The sequence below is a fragment of the Borrelia puertoricensis genome (assembly GCF_023035875.1).
Taxonomy (GTDB): Bacteria; Spirochaetota; Spirochaetia; order Borreliales; family Borreliaceae; genus Borrelia; species Borrelia puertoricensis.
Genome location: NZ_CP075379.1, coordinates 673,813 through 699,544, shown reverse-complemented (window position 1 = coordinate 699,544; position 25,732 = coordinate 673,813). Strand labels below are relative to the sequence as shown.

General features: G+C 28.2%; 20 protein-coding genes. 10 read left to right on the top strand and 10 right to left on the bottom strand.

What is annotated here, in order from left to right; all coding sequences use genetic code 11:
* Positions 1 to 2: 2 nt before the first annotated feature.
* The 6 genes from bpuSUM_RS03300 to groL form a co-directional block, all read right to left on the bottom strand.
* Positions 3 to 1,154 (bottom strand): hypothetical protein, encoded by a 1,152-nt coding sequence (locus tag bpuSUM_RS03300; protein ID WP_247065802.1) that lies wholly within the window; start codon positions 1,152 to 1,154, stop codon positions 3 to 5.
* 23 nt (positions 1,155 to 1,177) lie between these two features.
* Positions 1,178 to 2,077: a protein translocase subunit SecF gene (gene secF, locus bpuSUM_RS03295; RefSeq protein WP_247065800.1), complete on the bottom strand. Its 900-nt coding sequence runs from the start codon at positions 2,075 to 2,077 to the stop codon at positions 1,178 to 1,180.
* Positions 2,061 to 3,824: a protein translocase subunit SecD gene (gene secD, locus bpuSUM_RS03290; protein WP_247065798.1), complete on the bottom strand. Its 1,764-nt coding sequence runs from the start codon at positions 3,822 to 3,824 to the stop codon at positions 2,061 to 2,063. Before secD ends, secF begins: the two co-directional genes overlap by 17 nt.
* A gap of 90 nt (positions 3,825 to 3,914) precedes the next feature.
* Positions 3,915 to 4,223: a preprotein translocase subunit YajC gene (yajC, locus tag bpuSUM_RS03285; RefSeq protein WP_247065796.1), complete on the bottom strand. Its 309-nt coding sequence runs from the start codon at positions 4,221 to 4,223 to the stop codon at positions 3,915 to 3,917.
* A 15-nt stretch (positions 4,224 to 4,238) separates the two neighbouring features.
* A complete protein-coding gene (locus tag bpuSUM_RS03280) occupies positions 4,239 to 4,535 on the bottom strand; it encodes a hypothetical protein (protein ID WP_247065794.1) in 297 nt (98 codons plus the stop codon).
* A 58-nt stretch (positions 4,536 to 4,593) separates the two neighbouring features.
* The gene (groL, locus tag bpuSUM_RS03275) at positions 4,594 to 6,228 is read right to left on the bottom strand and encodes a chaperonin GroEL (protein ID WP_247065792.1); all 1,635 of its coding nucleotides are present in this window, start codon (positions 6,226 to 6,228) and stop codon (positions 4,594 to 4,596) included.
* Positions 6,229 to 6,444: 216 nt separating this feature from the next.
* Between groL and bpuSUM_RS03270 the strand changes: the two genes are divergently transcribed.
* The 3 genes from bpuSUM_RS03270 (at position 6,445) to bpuSUM_RS03260 (ending at position 9,740) form a co-directional block, all read left to right on the top strand.
* Entirely contained in the window at positions 6,445 to 8,133 is a 1,689-nt protein-coding gene (locus tag bpuSUM_RS03270) for a histidine kinase (RefSeq protein ID WP_247065790.1), read from the top strand.
* Positions 8,134 to 8,224: 91 nt separating this feature from the next.
* Positions 8,225 to 8,743: a ferric uptake regulation protein gene (locus tag bpuSUM_RS03265; RefSeq protein WP_011772582.1), complete on the top strand. Its 519-nt coding sequence runs from the start codon at positions 8,225 to 8,227 to the stop codon at positions 8,741 to 8,743.
* A gap of 13 nt (positions 8,744 to 8,756) precedes the next feature.
* Positions 8,757 to 9,740, top strand: a complete 984-nt coding sequence (locus tag bpuSUM_RS03260) for an alpha/beta hydrolase (protein ID WP_247066310.1) — start codon at positions 8,757 to 8,759, stop codon at positions 9,738 to 9,740.
* A gap of 41 nt (positions 9,741 to 9,781) precedes the next feature.
* Here bpuSUM_RS03260 and bpuSUM_RS03255 read toward each other — a convergent pair whose 3' ends face one another.
* On the bottom strand, positions 9,782 to 11,326 hold the full coding sequence (locus bpuSUM_RS03255; RefSeq protein ID WP_247065788.1) for a PTS transporter subunit EIIC: 1,545 nt from the start codon (positions 11,324 to 11,326) through the stop codon (positions 9,782 to 9,784).
* A gap of 40 nt (positions 11,327 to 11,366) precedes the next feature.
* Positions 11,367 to 12,080, bottom strand: coding sequence for an N-acetylmannosamine-6-phosphate 2-epimerase (locus bpuSUM_RS03250; protein WP_247065786.1), 714 nt, complete (start codon positions 12,078 to 12,080; stop codon positions 11,367 to 11,369).
* Positions 12,081 to 12,216: 136 nt separating this feature from the next.
* Between bpuSUM_RS03250 and ylqF the strand changes: the two genes are divergently transcribed.
* The 5 genes from ylqF (at position 12,217) to bpuSUM_RS03225 (ending at position 16,875) form a co-directional block, all read left to right on the top strand.
* Entirely contained in the window at positions 12,217 to 13,083 is an 867-nt protein-coding gene (gene ylqF / locus bpuSUM_RS03245; protein ID WP_247065784.1) for a ribosome biogenesis GTPase YlqF, read from the top strand.
* A 71-nt stretch (positions 13,084 to 13,154) separates the two neighbouring features.
* Positions 13,155 to 14,198, top strand: a complete 1,044-nt coding sequence (locus bpuSUM_RS03240; RefSeq protein ID WP_247065781.1) for an ABC transporter ATP-binding protein — start codon at positions 13,155 to 13,157, stop codon at positions 14,196 to 14,198.
* A 5-nt stretch (positions 14,199 to 14,203) separates the two neighbouring features.
* On the top strand, positions 14,204 to 15,001 hold the full coding sequence (locus tag bpuSUM_RS03235; RefSeq protein WP_247065779.1) for an ABC transporter permease: 798 nt from the start codon (positions 14,204 to 14,206) through the stop codon (positions 14,999 to 15,001).
* 15 nt (positions 15,002 to 15,016) lie between these two features.
* On the top strand, positions 15,017 to 15,808 hold the full coding sequence (locus bpuSUM_RS03230; RefSeq protein WP_247065777.1) for an ABC transporter permease: 792 nt from the start codon (positions 15,017 to 15,019) through the stop codon (positions 15,806 to 15,808).
* A 17-nt stretch (positions 15,809 to 15,825) separates the two neighbouring features.
* The gene (locus tag bpuSUM_RS03225; protein ID WP_247065776.1) at positions 15,826 to 16,875 is read left to right on the top strand and encodes an ABC transporter substrate-binding protein; all 1,050 of its coding nucleotides are present in this window, start codon (positions 15,826 to 15,828) and stop codon (positions 16,873 to 16,875) included.
* 43 nt (positions 16,876 to 16,918) lie between these two features.
* Here bpuSUM_RS03225 and bpuSUM_RS03220 read toward each other — a convergent pair whose 3' ends face one another.
* Complete coding sequence (locus tag bpuSUM_RS03220; RefSeq protein WP_247065774.1) at positions 16,919 to 18,259, bottom strand: Na+/H+ antiporter NhaC family protein; 1,341 nt, start codon at positions 18,257 to 18,259, stop codon at positions 16,919 to 16,921.
* Positions 18,260 to 19,409: 1,150 nt separating this feature from the next.
* A complete protein-coding gene (gene zwf / locus bpuSUM_RS03215) occupies positions 19,410 to 20,843 on the bottom strand; it encodes a glucose-6-phosphate dehydrogenase (protein WP_247065772.1) in 1,434 nt (477 codons plus the stop codon).
* A 195-nt stretch (positions 20,844 to 21,038) separates the two neighbouring features.
* Here zwf and bpuSUM_RS03210 point away from each other — a divergent pair, with 195 nt between their 5' ends.
* A complete protein-coding gene (locus bpuSUM_RS03210; protein ID WP_247065770.1) occupies positions 21,039 to 22,484 on the top strand; it encodes a nicotinate phosphoribosyltransferase in 1,446 nt (481 codons plus the stop codon).
* A 24-nt stretch (positions 22,485 to 22,508) separates the two neighbouring features.
* Complete coding sequence (locus bpuSUM_RS03205) at positions 22,509 to 25,730, top strand: exodeoxyribonuclease V subunit gamma (protein WP_247065768.1); 3,222 nt, start codon at positions 22,509 to 22,511, stop codon at positions 25,728 to 25,730.
* Positions 25,731 to 25,732 lie beyond the last annotated feature (2 nt).

Here is a 25,732-nt window from a genome sequence, read left to right as displayed (position 1 = left end):
TTTTAAACAAATAAATGCTCAAAATTTTTCAAGCTTTTCTCCCAGTCAAGCTTAAAATCATTAAGCCTGTTTATTTTAAGTTCATATTCCTTAATTCCATCTTCAATATTATTAAAACTTTTATTAATATCTACTGCAAATTGAATAATATCACCTTGACGAGGAGAAAGACTAAAGAAAGTAAACTTCCAACCTCCAGAATTTATAATAGATATTATCCTTTTCTGAAAAACACAATCTGATACTAAAACAAGTTTCTGAAACTCTTTTCTACGCAAATAAATAAACTCATTCCACTCATTAAAAATAGCACCTGGTAACTCATCTAGACCAATCTCAATAATATTACTTATAGACAAAAGGATATTAAGAGTCTCTAATAAATTCAAATAATAACTCTCAAAACACTGAATAGTAATATCTAATAAAGAAATTTTAACAAGCAACTTAGATACATCAAGACTATGATCTTTCATAATTTTTGATATTCTTTCTTTTGCATACTCTATAACAAATTTTTTATGTGTATCTTTAATATATTCGCTTACCTTAACCTGCTCCACCTTTTCACAATACTCATCAATCTCCTTATTGATCAAATCTAGACTATTATTATTAGCCTCATTAGAAAAGAAATCAATAGTATTTGCCAATCTTCCCAAAAACTCTTCTTTAATAAAAAAAGTGGCAATTTTTATGCAAGAGTATGGGGTTTTATTTTTTTTATCAAATTCTTCAATCTTCTTCTTAAGATCTACCCTAAAATTTAAATATCTAAGTTTATCTAAAAATTTATTAAAAACATCTTCATTACTTAAAAGTACATCACACTCTAAATTTAAAAATTCTGATGACGGATAATATTTTTTTATCAAATTTTTAATAGTGACCAAAGCATCACAAAATATTTTTTTATTAAGATTTAAATTATCATTTAATCTTGAAGAAGTACTAACAACTTTAGCAATATCTTTATGAACCTTATCTAAAAAGATAATCTTACTTTTAAGCAAATCGGCATCATTAATAAGACTTGACTGTTCCTTATAAGAATAATAGTTTATTAAACTATATCTAAAAATACTAAAATTTAAATGTTTTTGAAAATCAAAAAACCTATAAAACCCTAATGAACCAAAATCAAGAAACTTCATATCATAATACTATAACAAAACATCTATTTAAATTTTTTATAACAACTTAAAAGAATAGGAGAAGCTATAAAAATTGAAGAATAAGTACCAACAACAACACCTACCATAAATATTAGAGAAAAATCTTTAATAGCTCCCTCAGTAAACACATAAATAGATAGTACAGCAACAAATGTAGTCATAGATGTCAAAATAGTCCTTGATAAAGTTTGCTTAATACTTACATTTAAAATATTTAAAAATAAAGTATCTGTCATACCCCTAAAATTTTCCCTAATTCTATCAAAAATAATTATCGTGTCATTTAAAGAATACCCAATAATTGTCAATATAGAAACGATTATTGAACTATTTATTTCTATCCTAAATATCCCTAAAAAAGCAATTACAAAAAGTATATCATGTATCGTTGCAAATATTGATGCAACAGCATAACTCAACCTAAATCTCAACGCCACATAAAATAAAATAAGCGTAAATGTTAAACAAACCAATAACATTGATTTCATCCTTAAAATAGATGAAAAATTTGAATCAATAAAATAAGAATCAAGAATTTCAACATTAGCACCAAATTCGGTATTCAATTTATCAATTAATGTACTATGAATCTCTCTTTTTAAAGCATAATCAGTAACATCTGACTTCACTATAATAGAGAACTGACTCTTAGACTCATCACTTGAAATGATTTTATTAACATCAAATGTTTTATAAACCGAAGAAAGTATTCTTTGTATATCATAATCTTTAATACCTGATTTATCTATTACAAAATTAATATTAACTCCTGAAGAAAAGTCTATTCCCCAATTATAACCACCATGACACATAAAAGTATAAATAAAGCCTGATAAAATCATACAAAAACTAACTATAATAACTTTATTTCCATATTTTAAAAAATTAAACCCCTTTTGCATAATTTGAACTCCAAGAGATACTTAAACATTTGCTTTTACTAAAAGACATAATAAATTCCAAAATAAACCTTGAAAAGATTAAACTACTAAAAAGTGATGCTACAATCCCTATAGACAAAGTCCAAGCAAAACCTTGAATAGTTCCGGTTCCAAGAAGAGTTAAAAAAAACACAGCAATAAATGTTGTAATATTTGAATCCATTATTGCCCAAAAAGCTCTTTTAAATCCATCATCAAATGCTCTCTCAAATTTTCGACCATTTCTAATCTCTTCCTTAATCCGCTCATAAATAATTATGTTAATATCAACAGCCATACCCATAGTTAATACAAGACCTGCAATACTTGTAAGAGTCAAAGTAAAGTTAAATGCTGATAAAATTGCCAATATTAAAAATAGATTATAAATAACCAATGAAAAACCCGCTACAAAACCACTTATCTTGTAATATACCAACATAAATAAGAAAACTAAAACAAGCGCAAGAAGAGATGCTTTTATTCCAAGTTTAACTGTTTTCTCTCCAATAGTAGGTCCAATAACTCTTAAATCATCTATCTTTATTTCAACTGGAAAAGCTGCTGTTTTAAAAACAAGTGCAAGCTCATTAGCTTCGCGCTTATCAAAAGAATCCCCCTGAATTGAAACACTTCCACCAGCAATAGCATGACTAATATTAGCCACTGATTTAATTTTTCCTTCCATAACTACAGCTAAAGCCTTACCAATATTTTTTTTGGTAAATTCAAAAAATTTTTCACTTCCCTCATTATCCAGATTAAATGTAACCATATCTCTACCTGTTTTGTAATCGTTTAACACACCAGCATCACTAATATGGAATCCATCAAATGAATTTTCAACACTAGAATCAACAACATAATAACGAACTGTAGATTCATCATCAATACCATAAGAATCCTTAACATACCAAGGAAAAATTTTCTTATTATCTCCAAGTCCCATGCTATTTTTAATATCAGAAATTGAGTAAAGAGGTCCGGCTTCTAGTATTTTAGTATTAAGAACAGAAGTAGCCTCATTATCAACCACATAAAAGATCAAATTTCCTCTACCACTTAAGAGAGAATCAACACGCTTCTCATCCCTTTCTCCTGGAACATCTAAGAAAATCTTATTTCCACTTGCTTCCCTCGTAATCTTAGGTTCTGTAAGTCCAAAGGTGTCTACTCTCTCTTTAAGTATTTGCATTGTACGTTCAAAAGCTTCTTCCTTTTCTTGAAAACTCAAAGTTCTTCCCAATTTTTGTTCAAGACTTGAATAATCAAGAGAAATAGTAACACTCATTCCTCCAGACAAATCAAGCCCAAGTTGTATTATTCTGTTCTTATTCCTCTTTATCTCTTCATAATACCTATAAATTTCAAGACTAAGTTCTTCAATATCAGCATCTGTTAAAAACCCATCTCTTAAGACTTTGACATTATCAAAAAATTTGGGAAACTCTTTTCCATAAATTTTATAGTTATTTTGAGCAATTGGAATTAAATACTTCAAATCATCTGGAATTTGAGCATTAGGATTATTTTGATACAACTTTTTAAGTTCAATAAGTGAACTCAATGCCTTATTTTTAGAATAATCCCTTAAAGCCTCTTTTGAATATGAACTAATTTTTTTATCCTCATCGTTAGTAAAAAAATACCACTTTAGAGTAGGAAATATTAAAAGATAAGCAAATGACGTAACACATAGTATTAATATAAATTTAGAGACTTTATTCATAAATAACACCCTTATTACACTAATTTAACTTAAATATCATGTTAAATGAATATTCAAATTAATATTATATATTAAACCGCTTCTAACGCCTTAATTTTTATCTTTAACTTCGTCAAGAATAACTCTTTCAACTGAATTTTTTATAAACCTTACCTCTGAAGTTGGACTAAGTTCAAGCACAACTTCAGAATCATTAACCTTTTTAACAATCCCAAAAATTCCACCTATAGTTAAGACCTTATCACCCTTTTTAAGGTTTTTGATCATATCCTTTTTTTTCTTCTCTTCTTTACGCTGAGGCGATATTACCAAAAACCAAAATATAGCAATTACAGGAATAAAAACCAATAAACTCCTAAAAAAACTACTGCTATGACTAAAATCTTGCAATAAAAACATAAACTTTCCTAACTTTTAAACATAAGTAACTTTTATACTAGAAATATTATCTGGATAAATTACCCCAAAGAGGAGCTCAAGCTCCTCTCTCTTACTATAACTAGATTTGCTAATATTATTATACTTGTCAATTAAATACCCAATAAGAGTATCATCATTTTTATAAAGAGCCTTGCTAAAAGCACTTCTATAAAACCCAAGCTCGAAAAGCTCCTCGACACTCTTATTTTTATGCTGACTTAAAAGCTCTTTATCTACTATTGCCTTAGAACCATCATAACCTATACAAAAGACAAATTCATTTTCACTCAAATCTAGATCCTTACTGCAATAAACATCCTAATCAAGGAGAAATTTGTGTAAAATTAACTTACATCATTCCCATGCCAGGATCCATAGGATACCCACCACCAGCATTACTCTTCTCCTCTTTAACTTCAGTAATAGCACACTCTGTTGTCAAAAGCAATCCTGCAATTGAAGCCGCATTTTGAAGAGCACTTCTTGTAACCTTAGCAGGGTCAATTATACCACTCTCAATCATATTCACCCATTTAAAACTCGCTGCATCAAAACCAAGTCCTTTTTTGTCAGTTTTAATCTGATGAATATAAATAGAACTCTCAAATCCAGCATTAGCAATTATTTGTCTCATTGGTTCTTCAAGACTTCTCTTCACAATCTCAAAACCTTGCTTCTCCTCATAGCTAAGTTTACTTGTATCAACTGTATCAAGATACATAGCAACTTCAATAAGAGTTGATCCACCACCAGGAACAACACCTTCTTCAACAGCAGCACGAGTTGCAGATAAAGCATCCTCAACCCTATGTTTTTTCTCTTTAAGTTCTAACTCAGTAACAGCACCAACATTAATAACAGCAACTCCACCAACAAGTTTTGCAAGACGTTCTTGGAGTTTTTCTTTATCATATTCAGAGCTTGTCTCTTCAATTTGTTTTTTAATAAGCTCTGCACGCTCTTTGATTTGCTCTTTATTTCCAGTATTAATAATTGTAGTATTATCTTTATCAACTTTTACTGATTTAGCCTGACCAAGCTGCTCAAGTTCAACATTCTCAAGAGTAAGTCCCAATTCTTCACTAACAAATACTCCTCCAGTAAGTATTGCAATGTCTTCAAGCATTGCCTTACGTCTGTCACCAAATCCAGGAGCTTTAATTGCACAAACCTTCAAAGCTCCACGAACACTATTTAGAACAAGTGCAGCAAGAGCATCTCCCTCAATATCTTCAGCTATAATTAACAAAGGTTTATTTGTATTTAAAACTTTTTCTAGCACTGGCAAAAGTTCTTTAATCGTACTAATCTTCTTCTCACATATTAAGATATAGGCATCATCAAAGCTTACACTCATATTTTCTTTATTTGTAGAAAAATAAGGAGATAAATATCCTCTATCAAATTGCATGCCCTCAACATAAGAGATTGTAGTATCAAAAGTCTTTGACTCCTCAACAGTAATAACCCCATCTTTTCCAACTCTATCCATTGCTTCAGCAATTTTTTCACCTATAGAAGTATCATTGTTTGCAGAAATAGATGCTACCTGTGCAATTTCTTCCTTAGTAGTGATTTTTTTAGCTGATTTACGAATTTTCTCAGAAGCTAAAACCACAGCATGCTCTATACCTTTTTTTATTCCAATTGGATTAATCCCAGAAGAAACATTCTTAAGTCCCTCTCTTGCAATTGCATAAGCAAGTACAGTAGCAGTTGTAGTTCCATCACCAGCTAGATCATTTGTTTTAATTGCAACTTCTTTTAAAAGTTGTGCTCCCATATTTTCAAGCGCATTATCAAGCTCAATCTCACGAGCAACACTCACTCCATCTTTTGTAACAGTAGGAGAACCAAATTTTTTATCAATTAAAACATTTCTCCCCTTAGGACCAAGGGTTACTTTTACAGCATTTGATAATTTCTCAATACCGCTTAGTAGACTTTTTCTAGCATCTTCATTAAAATATATGTCCTTAGCCATAAATTTGACTCCTTTTAAGTATAAAATTTAAAATTAAATATCACATTATAAAGTTAGTATGAACTTCATACATATTACTATAAAAATATAAATTTTTTTTACTCATTAATCAAGACAAAATAACATAAAAATCAAGAAACCTCTTTGCAGCAATTTACTGTAAAATCAATACCAGTTATACTAATCTAATATATACTTATGTAAAGATTTTTTATGATGTTTAGAAAATTTAGAAATTCAAGAACTTACATTGTTATCATTTCAATAACTGCATTTGCTGAGAATAAATTATATTCCATTTTATCAAACACCAAATATTTAATTGAAAACAAAAATCTCAGTTATAAGATACATTGGACATTTCCAACATATTTTTTTGAAATTTTAAAATTAAATCCAGAATTAAATGAATGGTTCTTTAATAGACTTAAAAATAATGAAGATATTTATATTCCAAGTACATACAGCGGCAGTCCCCATGAATACATGTTACATGATGAAATACACGTAGATCTATACTGGGCTTTAAAAAACCCATTTAAAAGTGGATATAAAGACTTATTTAAGGATAATCCACATACATTTTACGTATACAACATGGAAAAATTAAGAAAGAGAGTACTTGAACTATATAGAAAGCTTAATTTTAACTATATAGAAGGAATAAGAATTGCAAAAAATAATAAAAAGTATTTAGTTTTCTATAAAAATAACTGTCAATTTTTATCAGAAATTAAAGAACCCGAAACACAAAAACAAAATATTGATACGCTTATTTACTTTCATGAAATTAAAGACATCTATAACAATCAAGAATTAAAAAACTTTTTACTATCTTTAAAAGAACTAGATGCAAATTTTTACAGTATTAAAATACAAAATTTAGAAGGCAAAAAAATAACCACAGAGCTTTTAGAAATCCCAGAATTTAATTCATTAAAAGAACAAGCAATAATACTACAATTTCAAAACAAAAGATTAAAAGAATATCAAATAAATGAAATTTCTTTAAAAGAATTTTTAGTTAATAAAAATTTTGAATATAATTCGACCAATCTAGAACCTATTACAAGTAAAAATATTGAATATAACATGGAAGGCAATTTTACACTATCGCATGAAAAATACCATGTAAAGTTTGAAGAAGGCAAACTAAATAAAATCAAATATAAAGAGAGAAAAGCTGAATTTTTAGATTCTTGCAGAACTTACATTAAGATCTTATCACAAAAAGAGATAATTATAGAACCAACTATTGAAAGTTCATTTTCATTTTCAAATGAAAAAATTGTAGGAATTAGGCAATATTTAAATTTCAATACAAAAGAAAAATCAATAATTGATTTCTTCCTAGACGAAAACCTTGCAAGCTTTTTTATATCGATTAAAATAGCATGGCCTTCTGTTATAATTTGTAATAATAAAAGCCTAAAGCTCAGTAACACAAATTATTTACTTGAATATTCAAGTCTAGAGATACCCATTTTTGAAGTTGAGAAAGGAACAAACTTAAAAATTACTGCAAAATACAATGACTTTGATACTTATGAAAAAATCATTGAAACAAAAAAAGACATAAAAGGATACATTAATGGCACAGAATTCTTAATATCTAAAGGAAACAATCAAAACAGTAATTTTTTCATAAGTTTTTTAAATATTGAAAAACATATTATATACACGATTAATTATAAAATCGCAAAAAGAGGTTTTAAGAGATGGTTTATCTTAAATATAGGAGGATCTTACAATACAATAAAAGCTGAAGATTTAAAAAATTATTCTTTGACTTTAAATTTGCTATTACTCCCAATTAATAACAATTTCGATAATAAAATCAAGATAAACTCAAAAATAAAAACCTTACTTTTTTACCCAAATATAAAAAAAAATGAAAATAAATAGCTATCAGTAGCAAAATATTAATAAACCGTTATAAAATTATTTCTATAAGGACATTAAAGTACTTAATCTTAAATAATAAAGGGTATTATATATGAACAACAATACAATAGAGGTACATTCCACTTTAGAAAAAGTCGGAATTACTAATGACCCTATCTTGCTAAAATCATTAACAACAGAGTTGGGCATGAAAGCCTCACATTCAAGAAATAGAATCATTCTACACATTGCCTCAAATCCAAAAGAGTATTTTACAGCAAAAGAGATTTACAATAAATTAATAAAAGAAATACCAAGTTTATCAAAAGCAACAGTGTATAACACATTAAACATCTTAAAAGAACGTAATATTCTTAAAGATATAAAAACAACCGATCAAAAAGAAACAAGATTTTATCTAAGTTTGACTTCTACAATAGCTCACTTTAAATGCAACAAATGCAATCAAGTCTATCCCATCCAACTTGATGACATTAAAGATATTCTGAAAGACAAACTTGGAGAAGAATGGAAAACCAAATCTATTGAAATTATTTACTCAGGCTCATGTAACAATTGTTATCAACAATCTAAAAAAGAAAAATCTAATATTGATTATGAAAATAATTAAAGGAAAGCAATATATGAATATAAAAAACACAATTTTTATCTTGATATTCTTACTTCTTTTAATAGTAGTAGGACCAAGAATTAAATTTAGAAATGAATTTGAAAAAACCAAAATTCCCAATAATCTTGGAGATATTGATCAATATTTACTAAGTGAAGAATCCAAGTTCAATCTAGAATCAAATACAAAAAAAGAAATCATATGGAACGGGGATAAAAAAAGAACAGAATATGCAGTAATATATATTCATGGATTTGGAGCATCTAAAAATGAGATTTATCCTATACCAAATAACATAACAAAAGCATTAAACGCAAATATATTCTTTACAAGACTCAAAGGACACGGAATTAACGACAAAAACGCATTCAAAGACGTCAAAACCAAAGACTGGTTAAGAGATATTGATGAAGCCATTCAAATTGGACAATCAATAGGGGAAAAATTAATACTCATTGGCACCTCAAATGGTGGCGCTTGTGTTATTTGGGCATTAAAAAACTACCCAGAGAAAATATATTCTGCCATTTTAATATCACCTAATATTTATCCTAAAGACAAAAGAACAAACTTAATTTACTATCCTTGGGGACGTCAAATTGCTTACCTTATAACAGGTGGATATAACGAACTTGAAATAAGACAAAATAAAAGAATAGAACATGCAGAGGTCACACCATTCCATTCACCAATACGACAAGTCGATTCAATAATTGCAATGATGGGTCTTGTTAAATTAATTAATAATAATGGTTTCAATGAAATAAAAACTCCACTAACAATAGTTTATTCCCCAAATGATCCTACAGTAGATTCTCCAACAATAAATAAATTCATAAGTGAATATGGAGGACATAAAAAAACAATACCAATGATCCTTGTTGAAAGCATTCACTCTCATGTTCCTGCAGGAAATCATAGTTACAGAAGTGCTCAAAATACATCTTATTTAACAAAATATGCGGTTGATTTTATTAAAAATATAAAAAGCAAGTGATATACAAAAACATACACTTGCTTAAAAAATTTAACCCGGAATTAATTACCAAGAATTTCTTCAATTTCATTCTTAAGCACACTAACACCAGGACCATAAATCACCTGAACACCACTATCTTTAATAAGAATTCCCTTTGCGCCTGTATTATCCAAGGTCTTTTTTAAAACTTTAAGAGAATCTCTAACAGTAACTCTAAGCCTTGTAGCACAACAATCAAGTTCAATAATATTATCACCACCCCCAAGCCCCATAATTACTTGAGATGCAATATTATTTCCCTTGACATTTGCATCAGAAAGAAATGTGTCATTATAATTTATAGCATCTTCTCTTCCAGGGGTTTTATAGTTAAATTTAGATATTAAAAAAGCAAAACTAAAATAATATAGGAAAAACCAAAAAACACCTACCAATGGAACTAAAACCCAATTTGTTCTTGCATTTCCCTGTAAAATTCCAAAAAGAATAAAATCAATAAATCCTCCAGAGAAAGTCTGTCCTATTGTGATTTGTAAAATATGAGCAAACATAAATGCAAAACCATCAAATACTGCATGAATTACATAAAGAACTGGTGCTACAAAGAGAAAAGAAAACTCAAGGGGTTCTGTAATTCCTGTCAAAAAAGAAGTTAAAGCTGATGAAAATAAAAGACCAAAAACCTTTGTCTTTTGATTTGGTTTTGCAAGGCGATAAAGCGCAAGAGCAGCACCTGGCAACCCAAACATCATAGTAATAAATCTTCCACTCATAAAACGACTAGTTCCAACAAAAAATTTATCAGTACTATGAGAGGCAAGTTCAGCAAAAAAGATATTCTGAGTTCCTTCAACTAACTTACCATTAATAATTTCAGAACCACCAAGACCTGTTGTCCAGAAAGGCAAATAAAATATATGATGCAGTCCAAAAGGACCAAGCATTCGTAAAAAAATTCCATAAATAAGGGTACCAACATATCCTGTTGCATCTACTAATACACCCATTTTGCTAATCCCAGCTTGCATGAATGGCCAAAATATAAACATACATACAGCAAGAAGAATATTTGAAAAAGAAACTATTATTGGTATAAATCTAGAACCTGAAAAAAATCCAAGAACTTTTGGAAATTCAATTTTATTTAACTTATTATGAAGATAATAAGTTAAAATACCAACTATAATTCCTCCAAAAACACCTGTTTCTAAAGTCCTAATTCCAAGTATTAACCCAACAGCTCCTTTTGAGATCTCTTTAGAGTTACCAAACATATCAATTAAAATACCAATAGTAGAATTCAAAACAAGATATCCAATAAAGGCAGCAAGTCCTGCTGTTCCCTTGTCTGATTTTGCAAGTCCAACGGCAACTCCAATGGCAAATATAGGTGGCAAATTAACAAAAATAATAGCACCGGCAGTACGCATTATATTAAACACTGACTGAAGAAAAAACACATTCAAAAAAGAATATGAGTTGATAGTTGCCGGATTAGATAAAGAACCTCCAATACCCAAAAATAATCCTGCTGCAGGAAGAATAGCAATAGGCAACATAAAAGAACGTCCAAATTTTTGGGCATTTTCAAAAAATTTTCCCATAAAACCCTCCTATATGTCTATAAAAGAAACATATTAGATATTATAAACACTCCCAAATTTCTTTAACCTCATTTATTTTATCAACAAATTTTCTTGTAATTTCCATAGGCCGTGTAATAGCGCCACCTACAACAACTAAAGAAACCCCAAGTTCAAAACTTCTCTTAGCCTTAAGAGGAGTATCAATTTTTCCCTCAACTATTAACTTTGATTTGAAATTACACTTAAGTAAATTTTTTAAAAAGGCAAAATCATTATCTGCAATATTGCACCCTTCAGTATTCTTGGTATATCCATGTAAAGTCGTACCAATAAAATCAAATCCAAGTTTATCTGCATTAACAGCCTCTTCTAAAGAAGCAATATCTGCCATCAAGAGCTGACTTGGATATTTTTGTTTAATCTTATTAAAAAACTCAAACAACAAAAGACCATCGGGACGCTCTCTAAGAGTAGCATCAAGAGCAATCACATCAACTCCTTCACTACAAAGTTCATCGACTTCTTTAATAGTAGGTGTAATAAAAACAGAAGAACCATTATAAACTCTCTTAACAATACCTATTATGGGTAAATCAACCTCTGATTTGATTTGACGAATATCTAGAACACTATTAGCCCTAATTCCAACTGCCCCACCCATTTTTGCTGCTAAGGCCATCTTAGACATAATAAAACTACTATGTAAAGGCTCTCCTTCAAGAGCTTGGCAAGATACAATTAAACCTTTTTTTATTTTTTCAATGATATACAACCCCCTATGATTTAATCATTTAAAGCAATCTTAAATTTACAAAATATACCATTTTTGAAAAAGATGCAATTCATCATAAAATTAAGTGCATAAAATACAAATTTCATATCTGCTTAAATTAAGCTATAATTTAACAATGTCAAACAAAATCAACTGGTTCCCTGGTCATATGAAAAGAGCATTAGACTTAATCCAAGCAAATCTTCAAAAAACAAATATTGTATTAGAAATACTTGACGCTAGAGCCCCACTTAGTAGCAAAAATCCACTAACTGAAAAAATAATTAAAAACTCAAATAGGGATAAAATAATACTTTTAAACAAATCAGATCTTGCACAAGAAGGAGAAATTCTGAAATGGAAAGAATATTTTAAAATACTTGGAAATAATGTACTAATCACAAACATATACAAAAAAGGAATGAGAAAACAAATAATAGACAACATAACAAAAATAGCTAATGTGAAAAAAATTAAAACTTACGAAGAAAAAATAAAAGTATTAATAATAGGGGTGCCAAATGTTGGAAAATCATCAATAATTAACCTATTAGTAGGAAAAAAAAGCACAAGTGTTGCAAATAAACCAGGACACACAAAAAATATACAAATATTAAAAATAAATGAAAGAATTAATATCTTTGACATGCCGGGAATCTTATGGCACAACTTCGAAGATCAAGAAATTGCAAAAAAACTTGCAATATTAGACATGATAAAAAATGAAATAATAGATAATACAGAACTAGCACTATATCTACTTAAAGAAATGCACATAAATAACAAAACCAAATTACTAAACAAATATAATATAATATCAACAAATTCAATTGAAATTTTAGAAGAATTTGCAAAAATAAGAGGATTTATAAATAAAAAACATATAATAGACATTGAACGGGCGTCAAAAATATTAATAAAAGAATATAGGGAAGGAAAATTTGGAAAAATTATACTTGACATAAAACGTCATAATAACAATAAATACAAGTCATTTACATAAGCATTAATATAAAGTATAATCTAGTTTCATGTGATTCAGTCGACACATGCAAAAAAGGGGGGTCTCATTAGTTGAATAATTACATCCTAGAGATTAAAGACTTAAGTCATTATTATACTGATAATAATAATAAAACTCTAGACACAATTAATTTAAAAATTAAAAAAAATGAATTTATTACCCTACTTGGTCCATCAGGATGCGGTAAAACAACACTGATAAAAATCATAGGGGGTTTTTTAAATCAAAACAAAGGAGAAATTCATTTCCTATCAAAAGAGATTTCAAAAATTACACCTAATAAAAGAGAAATTAACACTGTATTTCAAAACTATGCTCTCTTCCCACACATGAATGTTTTCGACAATATCTCATTCGGACTTAGGATGAAAAAGATAAACAAAAATTTAATTCAAGAAAAAGTAAAAGCTGCACTTTCCTTAATTGGCATGCAAAAATACGCTTACAGAAATATTAATGAACTATCAGGTGGACAAAAACAAAGAGTCGCAATTGCAAGAGCAATAATTATGGAACCTAAACTTTTATTATTAGATGAACCACTATCAGCTCTTGACTTAAAGATGAGACAAGAAATGCAAAAAGAACTTAAAAAAATACAAAGAAAGCTTGGAATAACATTTATCTATGTCACACACGATCAAGAAGAAGCATTAACAATGAGCGACAGAATAGTAGTAATGAATGAAGGAATAATCCTTCAAATTGGAACACCGGAAGAAATTTATAATGAACCCAAAACAAGATTTGTAGCTAGTTTTATTGGCGAAAGCAATATTTTTGAAGGAACATATGAAAAAAAATTTGTAGTCAAAATGTTTGGTAAAGATTTCAAATGCCTTGACAAAGGGTTTAAAAATAAAGAACCCGTTGACCTTGTAATACGACCAGAAGACGTAAAAATATTACCAAAAGGCCAGGGAAATTTAAGTGGAATAATTACTTCAGCAGTATTCCAGGGTGTACACTACGAAATGACACTAGAAATTCAAAAATCTCATTGGTTAGTTCAAAGCACAAAACTGACAAAAGTTGGTGAAGAAGTTGATATCTCATTAGGTCCTGATGATATTCATGTAATGTGCAAGGAATAACAAATATGCATAGAATAATTCTAGTACTATATACTCTATTCTTATCAATCTTTATTATCTTCCCATTAGTAATAATAATAGGTTTAGGATTTTTCAATGAACAAAATGAACTCACATTTGCAAATTTCATAAGATTATTAGAACCAAGCTACTTAAGAATTTTTTCAAGAAGCATAAACTTTGCCTTAATTACAACCATATTTTGTATGCTAATTGGATATCCCACCGCATGGTTTATTTCCATGTCAAAAAAAAGTGTTCAAAATATGCTCATAATAATGATAATACTCCCTATGTGGATCAATACCTTACTTAGAACTTATGCTTGGATCAGAATATTAGGAAAAAATGGGATTATTAATAATTTGCTTAAAGCCATGGGACTTGAAACTATCGAACTGCTCTACAATGAAAAAGCTGTAATAATCGGTATGGTATATAATTTTTTACCATTTATGGTCTTACCAATATATACAGGACTTTCAAAAATAAAATATGAATATATTGAAGCTGCAAAGGACCTTGGTGCAAGAATGTGGCAAATATTATTATATATCAAGCTACCATTAACATTATCATATCTTGCCACAGGAATAATAATGGTATTCATACCATCAATCACAGTGTTGATCATATCAGATCTATTAGGTGGCGCTAAACAAATTTTAATCGGCAATTTAATTGAAAAACAATTCTTATTCGTAGAAGATTGGCATACTGGCGCTGCTATTTCATTTATTGTAATGATAGTAATATTGATATTCAACTTAATAATACTTAAATTAATGCAAAAAACAACGTAAAATAAGGATATTAATATGCTTAAAATACTAAAAAACACTTTTCTATTCCTGACACTTGGATTCGTTTATGCACCCATATTAATTTTAATAATTTACTCTTTTAATGCAGGAAACAATGGATTTTTTTTTCAAGGATTTAGCCTAAAATGGTATAAGGAAGTCTTTGAATCACAGCAAATAAAAATAGTCATATATAATACTTTATTAGTAGCAATAGTATCATCCTTAATTTCTATTGTAATTGGTGTTCTGGGCGCTTACAGTATTTACAAAACAAAAAACAAAAAAATAAAAACCATCCTGTTATCAATCAATAAAATACCAATAATTAATCCTGACATCGTAACAGGAATTAGTTTAATGACTTTTTTTTCTTTGATAAAAATACAGCTGGGTTTTTCTACAATGCTAATGTCACACATAATCTTCTCAACACCTTACATAATAATAATAATTTTGCCTAAATTATATTCTCTCTCAGAAAACGTTATTGATGCAGCTCGAGATCTTGGAGCATCAGAAAGCCAAATTTTTAAAAACATAATATGTCCAGAAATAATTGGAAGTGTGGCAACAGGAGGTCTCATTGCATTTACATTATCGGTTGATGACTTTTTAATATCATTTTTCACGACAGGCCAAGGGTTTAATAATTTATCAATACTCATAAACTCTTTAACTAAGAGAGGAATAAAGCCCATAATCAATGCCATTTCTTCTATACTATTTTTTGTAATACTTAGCCTTCTATTTATTATAAATAAATGCGTAGGAATCAAAAAATTAACAGTAGATACAGAAATTTAATAATAAGGAGTTTAATTTTGAAAAAATTTTTAATATTAACAATAATTTTGACAGTCATCTCTTGTTCTCCTCGAAAAACACAAAATACTCTTAATGTCCTTAACTGGGCAGAATATATTGACGAAAAATTACTAGCTCAATTTGAAAAAGAAAATAATGTAAAAATCAATTATGAATGTTTCAATAACAATGAAGAAATGATGGCAAAATTTAATAACACAAAAGGTTATTATGACATTATAGTTCCATCAGAATATTTGATTGGAGAATTAATAAGTGAAAACAAAATTGAAAAGTTAGATTATTCAAAACTGCAAAATGTAAAAAATAATATATTAGATAGATTTTATAATCTAGAACATGACTTTGATAATTTCTATTCTGTACCTCTCTTTTGGGGAGTAATGGGAATACTTTATAACAAAACCAAAGTTGATATAAATGACATGAATGAATTTGATATACTATTTAACGAAAAATATAAACAAGAAATTGCAATGTTAGACTCGCCAAAAGAAAATATTGGGGTTGCACTTAAAAAACTTGGCTATTCCTTCAATGAACACAAAATATCCATAATCAAACAAGCCGAAGAACTACTCAAAAAACAATCTCCCTTGGTAATAGGTTATTTTTCAGATATTGCTGCAAAATCTCTAATACTCAATGGTGAATCATCAATCCAACTAACATGGAGCGGAGAAGCAATAGATGCAATGCTTAAAGATCCAAATTTAGACTTTTATGTACCTAATAGTACAAATATCTGGGTTGATGTCATGGTAATTCCATCAGACGCACCTCATAAAGAACTTGCTTATAAATTCATAAACTTTCTTTATGAAAATGAAGCATCTTATGCAAACTTTAAAGAGACAAAATATAATTCACCAAACAAAAATGTATTGCATCGATTACAGGAAGAAGCAAAGGTAAATCCTGAAATAAATATATACTTAGAAGAAAAATTTCTTCCAACAAATTTTTCAAACCACGAAGTATTTAAAACAGTGCCTAAAGAAGTTAAAGAAGAACAAATGAGAATATATGTAGAATTATCATCCTAACAAAATCTAAGGCACCTTTTATTTAAAAGGTGCCTTATCTTAATCAAACTTTAGCAGAATTTAAAAACTGATTTTTTAACCCAAAAAAAGCTATGGACACAATAATAATGACACCTAAAAATACTTGATAAAACAAAAATGGCATGATATCAAGTGGAGATATGGTCCCTTTTGCAATATTTATCAAACTTATCATATGCATACCATATGGTAAAGCACCAATTAACGCACAAGAAGAAATTGAAAGCAATGCCGCACAACGCTTAGGACATACAGAATTTGCTTCAGATATACCTTTAGTAACAGTCCCATTAACTAAAATTGCAAGACCACTATTTGAAAGAAAACCTGTCACCATAATTATTAAAAAAGTAATTGTAAACTCGGCACTCCTTCTGCACTTAGCAAAATACTTCAACTTAGTTAAAATCCACTCAAAACCCCCATGCCTAATAGTCATATAAGAAATTCCTCCTGTAAAAATAACAAGAATAAGCATCTCACTTAAATCTAAAAGTCCAGCATTAATATTTTTAAACATCAAAAGCAAAGTTAAATCACCATTAAAAATGCCAATACCACCAGCAATTAATATTCCAAAAAATAAAACTAAAAATACATCTACTCCTAAAAACGCAAAAATTATAACAAAAAGGTAAGGAATCACTTTCAAATAACTTATCTCACCAAGCTCAACATTAACTCCAATACCACCAATATAAGAGCCTAAAACAGCAAATGCTACAGTTGATAAAATAGATGCAGGAAATGTAAAAAAAGCACCATTTCTAAAAACATCTATAATTTTAACTCCTTGCGTACGACTTGCAATAATAGTTGTATCTGATATTAAAGACATGCTATCACCAAAAGCGCCACCTCCAAGCACAGCTCCTGCAACCATTGGCAATGGGATACCGCTTTTATTTGCTATTTCAAATCCAATTGGAGTAATAGCCACAACGGTTCCAAGAAAGCTGCCAGTTGCAGTAGATAGAAAAAGGCATATTAAAAATATGCCTGCTATCAACAAATTAGCAGGTATATACTTAAGTCCAATAGTTGCTACGGTTTCAATGCTACCTATTTCTTTACAAACAGCCGAAAAAGCACCTGAAATCATAAAGATGAAAGATATAAATATAATATCAGTCTGTGAACATCCTTCAATAAAGTCATTCATCTTATCTATAAACGAACCCTTAAATAAAAGGAATGCTGTAACAACAGCTAATAACATAGCAATTATTGGTGGCATTTGATAAAAAGCCATCTCTACACCTTGAAACTCTAAAGCCACTCCTGTTCCTACATAAACAACAATAAAAACAAGAAAAGGAATAAGCCCTAAAAAATTTGGCTGTATATGACTACCTTTGTTCATTTTAAACCCCCTTACAATTCATGCATTTATGAATTAATTACTTAGCTCTCTTATTCAACTTAAGAAATCTAAAATCAATTTATTTTTAGCGATAATCTAAAAAATCCCTTTATATCAAGGCTAACCATCATAGACAAAAAATAGAAAAATAGTTGATAAATTAAAACTATAACTACTTATGGAAGGAACAATACTCTTAACATCCTACAGACCTGCCAAAAGGCAAATAAACATATCTATACGCAAACAACTTCTATGAGAAGGAATATTATCATAAATAGATACTTCTTTTGCAAAAACCTATTACAAATAAGCATAGGGATCATAATCACTAGCAAAAAAATACCCTCAACTATGACAGTAAGAAATATAACTATCAAACCTGTAGAACTCCCACCTCCGCATTAAATTTTCAATCTTAACAATCAACCCTAACCATTTATTTTTCATAACACTCTTCATTATAACTACAACAAAAAAATTTACCATCTCAGTACCAAGAAAAAAATTAAGCATTTCGATCTTCTCCCTTACTAAATCTTTTTCATAATATATAAATATTTACAAATTTGCATAAAACTTCAATAAGATTAATACCTTAAACAGAAACCTTTTCTGTTTAAGCAATAAAACAAATAACATATTTTAAGACTAATACTTGAACTGATTTCAAAATTACTTATCCTTTTACAAAGAACAGAAAAAACTCTTGTCAATAAAGGGCAAAATCCAACAAAATCAAATTTAATCTCACACTCATTACATTTTCCACCAAAACTCCACAAACAAAAAACAGTAAAATAAATTACCTTAATTAATTATAAGTCTAAAAATATGGATATGTATTTTTAATATTATACCACAAAATATAACATTTAAAGATTTTATTAAAAAAATAAATTCAGATTGAATAAAAAATTGAATATAAAAGAGAAAATCATAAATTACATGAAGATTATTTTTTGAAAACAATCATATACTTACATATAATTACTTTGTAATAAAACTATGAAACAATACTATGTTTAAACCAGACAAGACAAAATAAGAAAATCATCTAAGACAGTATAAACACCTATAACAACAAATAAAGTAGGCATAAATTTTATCTTAATTAACTTAACAAATCTAAATTTAATATTTCAAATACCTACATCTTACGCCAAAAATGGTCATTTTCTAAAATCATATTTGCTTCAACTGGTCCTTCTGATCCATAACAATAATCCCAATTTTTAATGTCTTCCCATTTATCAAGAATATCTGATACAAATTCCCAAGAACTATCAATCTCATCATTTCGAGCATACAAAGTTTTATCACCCAAAAAAGCATCAAAAAGTAATCTCTCATAAGACTCACTAAAAAATTTGTTAAATGAAGCATGATAAGAAAATTCCATATTAGCTTCCTGAATATCATAATTATATCCTGGTCGCTTAGTATTAAACTTAATTTCAATGCCATCTCTCGGTTGAATTCTAAAAATCAAAGCATTTGAAAGATTAATCAACCCAGTATTAAAAATAGTGAAATCAGGCTTTTTAAATTGAATATATATTTCTGAAAATTTCCTCACAAGCGCTTTCCCCGTCCTAATATAAAAAGGCACCCCAGACCAACGCCAGTTATCAATAAACAATTTCATAGCCAAATAAGTTTCAGTATCTGAAGTACTTAAAAAATTAGCTTCTTCTCTATATCCTTTTTTTAAAATCCCTTGTACCTGAGAACACATGTATTGTCCTTTGATAATATGATTTTGCATAGTCTCTCTACTTAATTTTCTTAAACTCTTTAAAACCTTAACCTTTTCATCATGAATAAAGTCAGCACTAAATCCAATAGGAGGTTCCATTGCAACTAAACTTAAAAGTTGTAAGATATGATTTTGAACCATATCTCTTAAGGCACCAACAGAATCATAATACTCAGCCCTACCATCAATTCCTGCCTCTTCTGCTACGGTAATTTGAATAAAGTCCACATAACGATTGTTCCAAATATTTTCAAAAATAGAATTCCCAAACCTAAATGTAAAAATATTTTGAACGGTTTCTTTGCCCAAATAATGATCAATTCTGTAGATTTGTTCTTCCCTAAACACAGAATAAAGAAGAGTGTTTAAACACCTAGCTGTATCAAGACTACTACCAAAAGGCTTTTCAAGAATTATTTTAGACAAATAAGAAGTATTACTAAATGAATATGGTTTTAAATTTTCAATTATTGCCTCATAAAACTCAGGTGATGTTGAAAGATAATATATTCTCTCTCTATTATTTAAAAGAGATGACAATTTTACATAAGCATCCTTTGCCCTAAAATCTCCTGATAAATAAACAAAAAATTTCAAAAAATCATCAACCAAATCAGTAGACTCTTCTTGCCACAAAGAATCCTTAATATAAACCTCAAGTTCATAATCAGTAAAGTTTCTTCTCGCAAACCCAATAATTCTAAAATTATTAATATGACCATCCTTATACAAATTAAAAAGAGAAGGAATAAGTTTTCTTCTAGACAAATTGCCAGTAACACCAAATATTACAACATCAAAATTAGATACATTCTTTTCACTCATAAAATATCTCCAACAGATAATTATACTATTATTGTCACATCAAAAACCATGACATAATATTCTTATTATAAATAATAGTTATACCTACATTAAATTTAATCACAGCAATGACGGTTTAAAACGAATGCCTCAAAATTTATAAAAATCAAATACAAATATAGTGTTATAATTAGTATAGTGTACAATGTATAAGAAATGAAAAACTTATCACTATTTACAGATTTTTATGAACTCTCAATGATGAATGCTTACTTCATAAGAAGTATTAATCCAAAAGTCAAATTTGAAATGTTTTTCAGAAAAACGCCATTTAAAAACGGATACATAATTTTAGCAGGAATTCACACATTACTTAATGCTTTAAAAGAATTACATTTCAGAGATGAAGAGATTAAATATCTAGACAGTTTACAGTATTTTGACAAAAAATTTTTAGAATACTTAAAGACATTTAGATTAAACATAAAAATAAGCTCAATAGAAGAAGGAAGAATCGTTTTCCCCCATGAACCCATACTAATCATTGAAGGAAATTTAATTGAACTCTTACTCATAGAAGGACTGATATTAAATACAATAAATTTTGAAAGCCTAATTGCAACTAAAACAGCAAGAATTAAAGAAGCCGGGGCTAAAAATCTAGCAGAATTTGGTCTTAGAAGAGCGCAAGGAATTAATGGCGCACTCTCAGCAAGTAAAGCTGCTTACATAGGAGGTGCTAATTTTACAAGCAATGTACTTGCAGGATATAAATACAATATTCCTGTCATTGGCACAATGGCTCACAGCTGGATAATGAGTTTTAAAAATGAAGAAGAGGCCTTTTGGGAATATGCAAAAATATATCCAAATAATGTAAGTTTGTTAATTGACACTTATGATACACTTAACAGTGGTCTTAAGAATGCAATAAAAGTTTTCAAAGCACTAAAAAAAAAAGGAAGCAAAAATTTTTCCGTTAGAATTGACAGCGGAGATCTTGAATACTTAAGCAAACAAGTTAGAAGAATACTTAATGAGAATGGACTATCTGAAGTAAAAATCATTATATCAAACGAACTTGATGAAGAAATTATTATGTATCTAAACTCAATTTATGCGCCTATCGACTTCTGGGGAGTAGGAACCAATCTAGTTACTGCAAAAGGAGAATCCAATCTCTCAGGGGTGTACAAAATGACATCAATTCAACAAAACGGCAAATTTATCCCTAAAATGAAAATGTCAAATAACATTCATAAATCAACACTACCCTCTCAAAAAGGGGTTGTCAGAATATACTCAAATGAACAAATGATTTTCGATCTAATTTTTTTAAAAGAAGAAGAAGAAGAAATAAAAAAAATGTTAAGCTTAAAAAAGGAATTTACAATTTTTCACCCCATACAAGACAATACATTCAAAGAAATAAAAACATATGAAAGCTTTGAATTTTTAATAAATACAGTTTTTGAAAACAACAAAATTTGTCAAACCCGCGAATCAAGTCTCGAACATATAAGAGCAAGGGTTCAAAGTGATCTTAAAAAGATCGATCATACACATAAAAGGCTCATAAATCCACACATATATAAAGTAAGCATTACAGAGAAATTAAAAAATCTAAGAAACAAACTCATTAAAGAAAACAAAAAACCATAATACTATGTATAATATGTGTATTATATGTATAAGATATATAAAACAAACAAAGTAAGCAAAATTTATAATAAAATTAAAGAATTAATTAAAAACGATGACATATTTAAAAAAGAAACTATCATCATTTTAAAAAGTAACATTTTAAGCGAAGAAATTAAAAAATATCTAGCAACCCTAAATGAAGTCTCATATAACCTCAATGTAAAACAAAACATAATAAAAACGATATATAATCTCTCAATGGAAAACCACAATATAAAAAAATTTTTGGAAAACAATACATTACTCCTTTACTCAGAAACAGAAAAATTTATTCTGTATCACATGTTAAAAGACAATAAAATAAAAAATATCAAGCAATTTAAATCGACAAAAAACAGATATATCTTTGCATCAAAGATAATAACTTTATTTCATAAATACTACTCTAAATTTCCAAATTTAATTGATTATTGGAGACAAAATAAATTTTTATTTGAAGATCAAAATAAGATTCACTATGAATCCATGCAAAAGGAAATGTTTGAAAAACTATTTGAAAATCAAATCAGCCTTTTTAACTTGCACGAAAAAATTGAACAAGAAATAACAGATACTAAGCAAAGCATTGAAACAAAAAGAATAATAATAATTGGAGAGACTAGAGAAACTGACAGAAAAATTTTACATTGTTTGCAAAAAATTTTCGACATTATAGTATACGAATTGATACTTGAAGATATAACTCAAATCAAATCTGCCTTCATAGATGAACTAGTGCCGGTAAAAATCAAAAAATGCAATTCAAGTACACAAATAGAAGAAGAAACTGATATTCAACCATTTGAAGAGAAAAATTTTTTAGCAAGTTTCAAAAACAATATTATAAAAGGTACTCCCCTATTAAACTTAGATAATAGTTTTAAAATAACAGAGGCAACAACAAAAAAACGAGAGGTAGAAATTTTAGTAAATAATATTTTACATTCAACACAAAATAATCATCTAAAAATAAACGATATCGTAATAACTTACTTACCAAAAGATATGGACATATACTTACCATACATAGAAGAATTTTTAAATAAATATGAACTTGAATTTACTATTTTAGATTCTAAAGATATCTCACAAAGTAAAAGTGTAATAGCATTAAAACAATTAATGAAATTCTTCGTTTCAAACAAAGGAACGATTAGTAATTTTAATAGAAAAGAAATAATTGAATTTTTAAGTAATACAAAAGTAATGAATAAATTCAACATCTCAATAAGTGAATTAGAATACCTAATAAAATTTAACGATGCAGTGAATATTAATTTTGGAATGAATGATGCTCATAAAGAAAGCTTATCTTATGACAAGAATTTTTTAAATTCATGGGAAAATGGCTTTGATAGATTTCTCACATCTACAATGTTTAATGAAAAATATGAATGCAATAATTGTCAAGAGAGCATAAGCTTTCAAGATCCAGATTCAATAGTAAGATTAATAAGTATAATAAAAAGCCTATACGAAGACATAATGTACTTTCAAGAACAAGAATATACAATATATGAATGGGCAGAAATAATGGATATTTTCATAGATAAATATATCAAACTTGAAGATAACAACAAAATCGATGAATATATAAGCACAAGAATACAATACTTTAAAAACTTTTCAAAAGATTTTAATGAAAACCTTTACAAAGATTACATGACAAAAGTTAAAGACAGAAAAGTTGATTTTGCTCTCTTCAAAATAATGCTTGAAGAGAGCATCGAACAAAAAGCATATCAATCAAACAATCAAAATACAGGTATACTTGTTGCAAGCTCTGATAAAATCGAATATTTACAAAAACCTGAAATTCACTTTTTAGGAATCCATCAATTAAATTCAAATATTCATTTTGATAACATGAACTTATTAAACGAATATTATGACTATGTCAATCTGGAACAAGATAGCATTTCAAATTTAATTAGAATAATCTTTGCAGCATCAAACAAATTCTATTTTTATTACTCACTAAGCGAATCTCCAAATCCAGATATCAATAAACCTAAAGTAATAAATAAGATAATAAATTACATAAGAGATATGGGACAAGAGCTAAAAATTGAAATACACCCAAGTGAAAATTACGATTTTGAATATTTCAAATACAAAAAAGCCAATTACCTAATTAACTATGATACAGAAGCCTTTAATATTGCAAAATCACTACAACAAGGCAAACATCCAAACTTCAAACAGAAAAGACTTAAATTAAAAAAACAAATCACACTAAGGATAGAAGACATAAATAAAGCTATAACCAATCCATACAAATACTTTTATGAAGAAATATTAAATGTATATATTAAAGATATAAGCCAAATTGGTGATATTAAAAAAAAACAAGAAGAACAGATTATTGACATTGATAATTTTAATTATAAGCTAATGAATAATATCATACCAATACATGAATATATAAAAGATGAAACTAATGAACATATATTAGAGAAAATAGATAATATAATTGAAAATCAGATTCAGAAGGGAATAATTCCCATGAAAATCAAAAAAACAACTATCAAAGAAGAATTCATAGAAAAATTCAATGAAATCAAAAATAATATTGTTATCAATTTTCAGGAATTTTTCAAAATGCAGAAAACCGAAATCACATTAAATAAAAGTATATTCATTAACTTCGAAGGTGAAACAATAGAATTTAAGTTAAATGGAACACTCAAAAACATATATAAAATAGATAATCGATATTTTTATGTCAATTTAGAGAAAAAAGATTACGGTCAAGACAAAATTATCAGAAAAATCAACCTATACATAATAGGATTAATGTTAAAAAGCTCAATTAAAAATATAGAATCAATTCAAGAAATAAGAATAACTTATAAAACTTCTAAATTATCACTTGAGAATCAATATACAAATGAAACGATAAACTACATAGACCTTACAAATTTATTAAAACAAATAGCATACATCTCAAGCTATCCTACTCCCATTTATAAGGATTTAATACAAAAAAGTTTAATTAAAATAAAAGACATAAACGAATTTCCAACAGTACTAAAAACACAAATAAAATATCCACAAAAAAGCATTAATATTAACAAAGATATGGAATTCATTCTTCAACAAAGAGATATAACATGGTGTCCATATTATAACAGATTTAAAGACACTCACGATCTAGACATAAACGACAACTTAGAAAAATTACTTCAAGATTTTTATGCTAAATTCATCAAGGTAGAAAGTTAATC

Bases quoted from the DNA above. Each gene is read 5' to 3' on its own strand.
- bpuSUM_RS03300 (WP_247065802.1), bottom strand. From the start codon at position 1,154: ATGAAGTTTCTTGATTTTGGTTCATTAGGGTTTTATAGGTTTTTTGAT.
- secF (WP_247065800.1), bottom strand. From the start codon at position 2,077: ATGCAAAAGGGGTTTAATTTTTTAAAATATGGAAATAAAGTTATTATA.
- secD (WP_247065798.1), bottom strand. From the start codon at position 3,824: ATGAATAAAGTCTCTAAATTTATATTAATACTATGTGTTACGTCATTT.
- yajC (WP_247065796.1), bottom strand. From the start codon at position 4,223: ATGTTTTTATTGCAAGATTTTAGTCATAGCAGTAGTTTTTTTAGGAGT.
- groL (WP_247065792.1), bottom strand. From the start codon at position 6,228: ATGGCTAAGGACATATATTTTAATGAAGATGCTAGAAAAAGTCTACTA.
- bpuSUM_RS03270 (WP_247065790.1), top strand. From the start codon at position 6,445: ATGTTTAGAAAATTTAGAAATTCAAGAACTTACATTGTTATCATTTCA.
- bpuSUM_RS03265 (WP_011772582.1), top strand. From the start codon at position 8,225: ATGAACAACAATACAATAGAGGTACATTCCACTTTAGAAAAAGTCGGA.
- bpuSUM_RS03260 (WP_247066310.1), top strand. From the start codon at position 8,757: ATGAATATAAAAAACACAATTTTTATCTTGATATTCTTACTTCTTTTA.
- bpuSUM_RS03255 (WP_247065788.1), bottom strand. From the start codon at position 11,326: ATGGGAAAATTTTTTGAAAATGCCCAAAAATTTGGACGTTCTTTTATG.
- ylqF (WP_247065784.1), top strand. From the start codon at position 12,217: ATGTCAAACAAAATCAACTGGTTCCCTGGTCATATGAAAAGAGCATTA.
- bpuSUM_RS03235 (WP_247065779.1), top strand. From the start codon at position 14,204: ATGCATAGAATAATTCTAGTACTATATACTCTATTCTTATCAATCTTT.
- bpuSUM_RS03230 (WP_247065777.1), top strand. From the start codon at position 15,017: ATGCTTAAAATACTAAAAAACACTTTTCTATTCCTGACACTTGGATTC.
- bpuSUM_RS03220 (WP_247065774.1), bottom strand. From the start codon at position 18,259: ATGAACAAAGGTAGTCATATACAGCCAAATTTTTTAGGGCTTATTCCT.
- zwf (WP_247065772.1), bottom strand. From the start codon at position 20,843: ATGAGTGAAAAGAATGTATCTAATTTTGATGTTGTAATATTTGGTGTT.
- bpuSUM_RS03210 (WP_247065770.1), top strand. From the start codon at position 21,039: ATGAAAAACTTATCACTATTTACAGATTTTTATGAACTCTCAATGATG.
- bpuSUM_RS03205 (WP_247065768.1), top strand. From the start codon at position 22,509: ATGTATAAGATATATAAAACAAACAAAGTAAGCAAAATTTATAATAAA.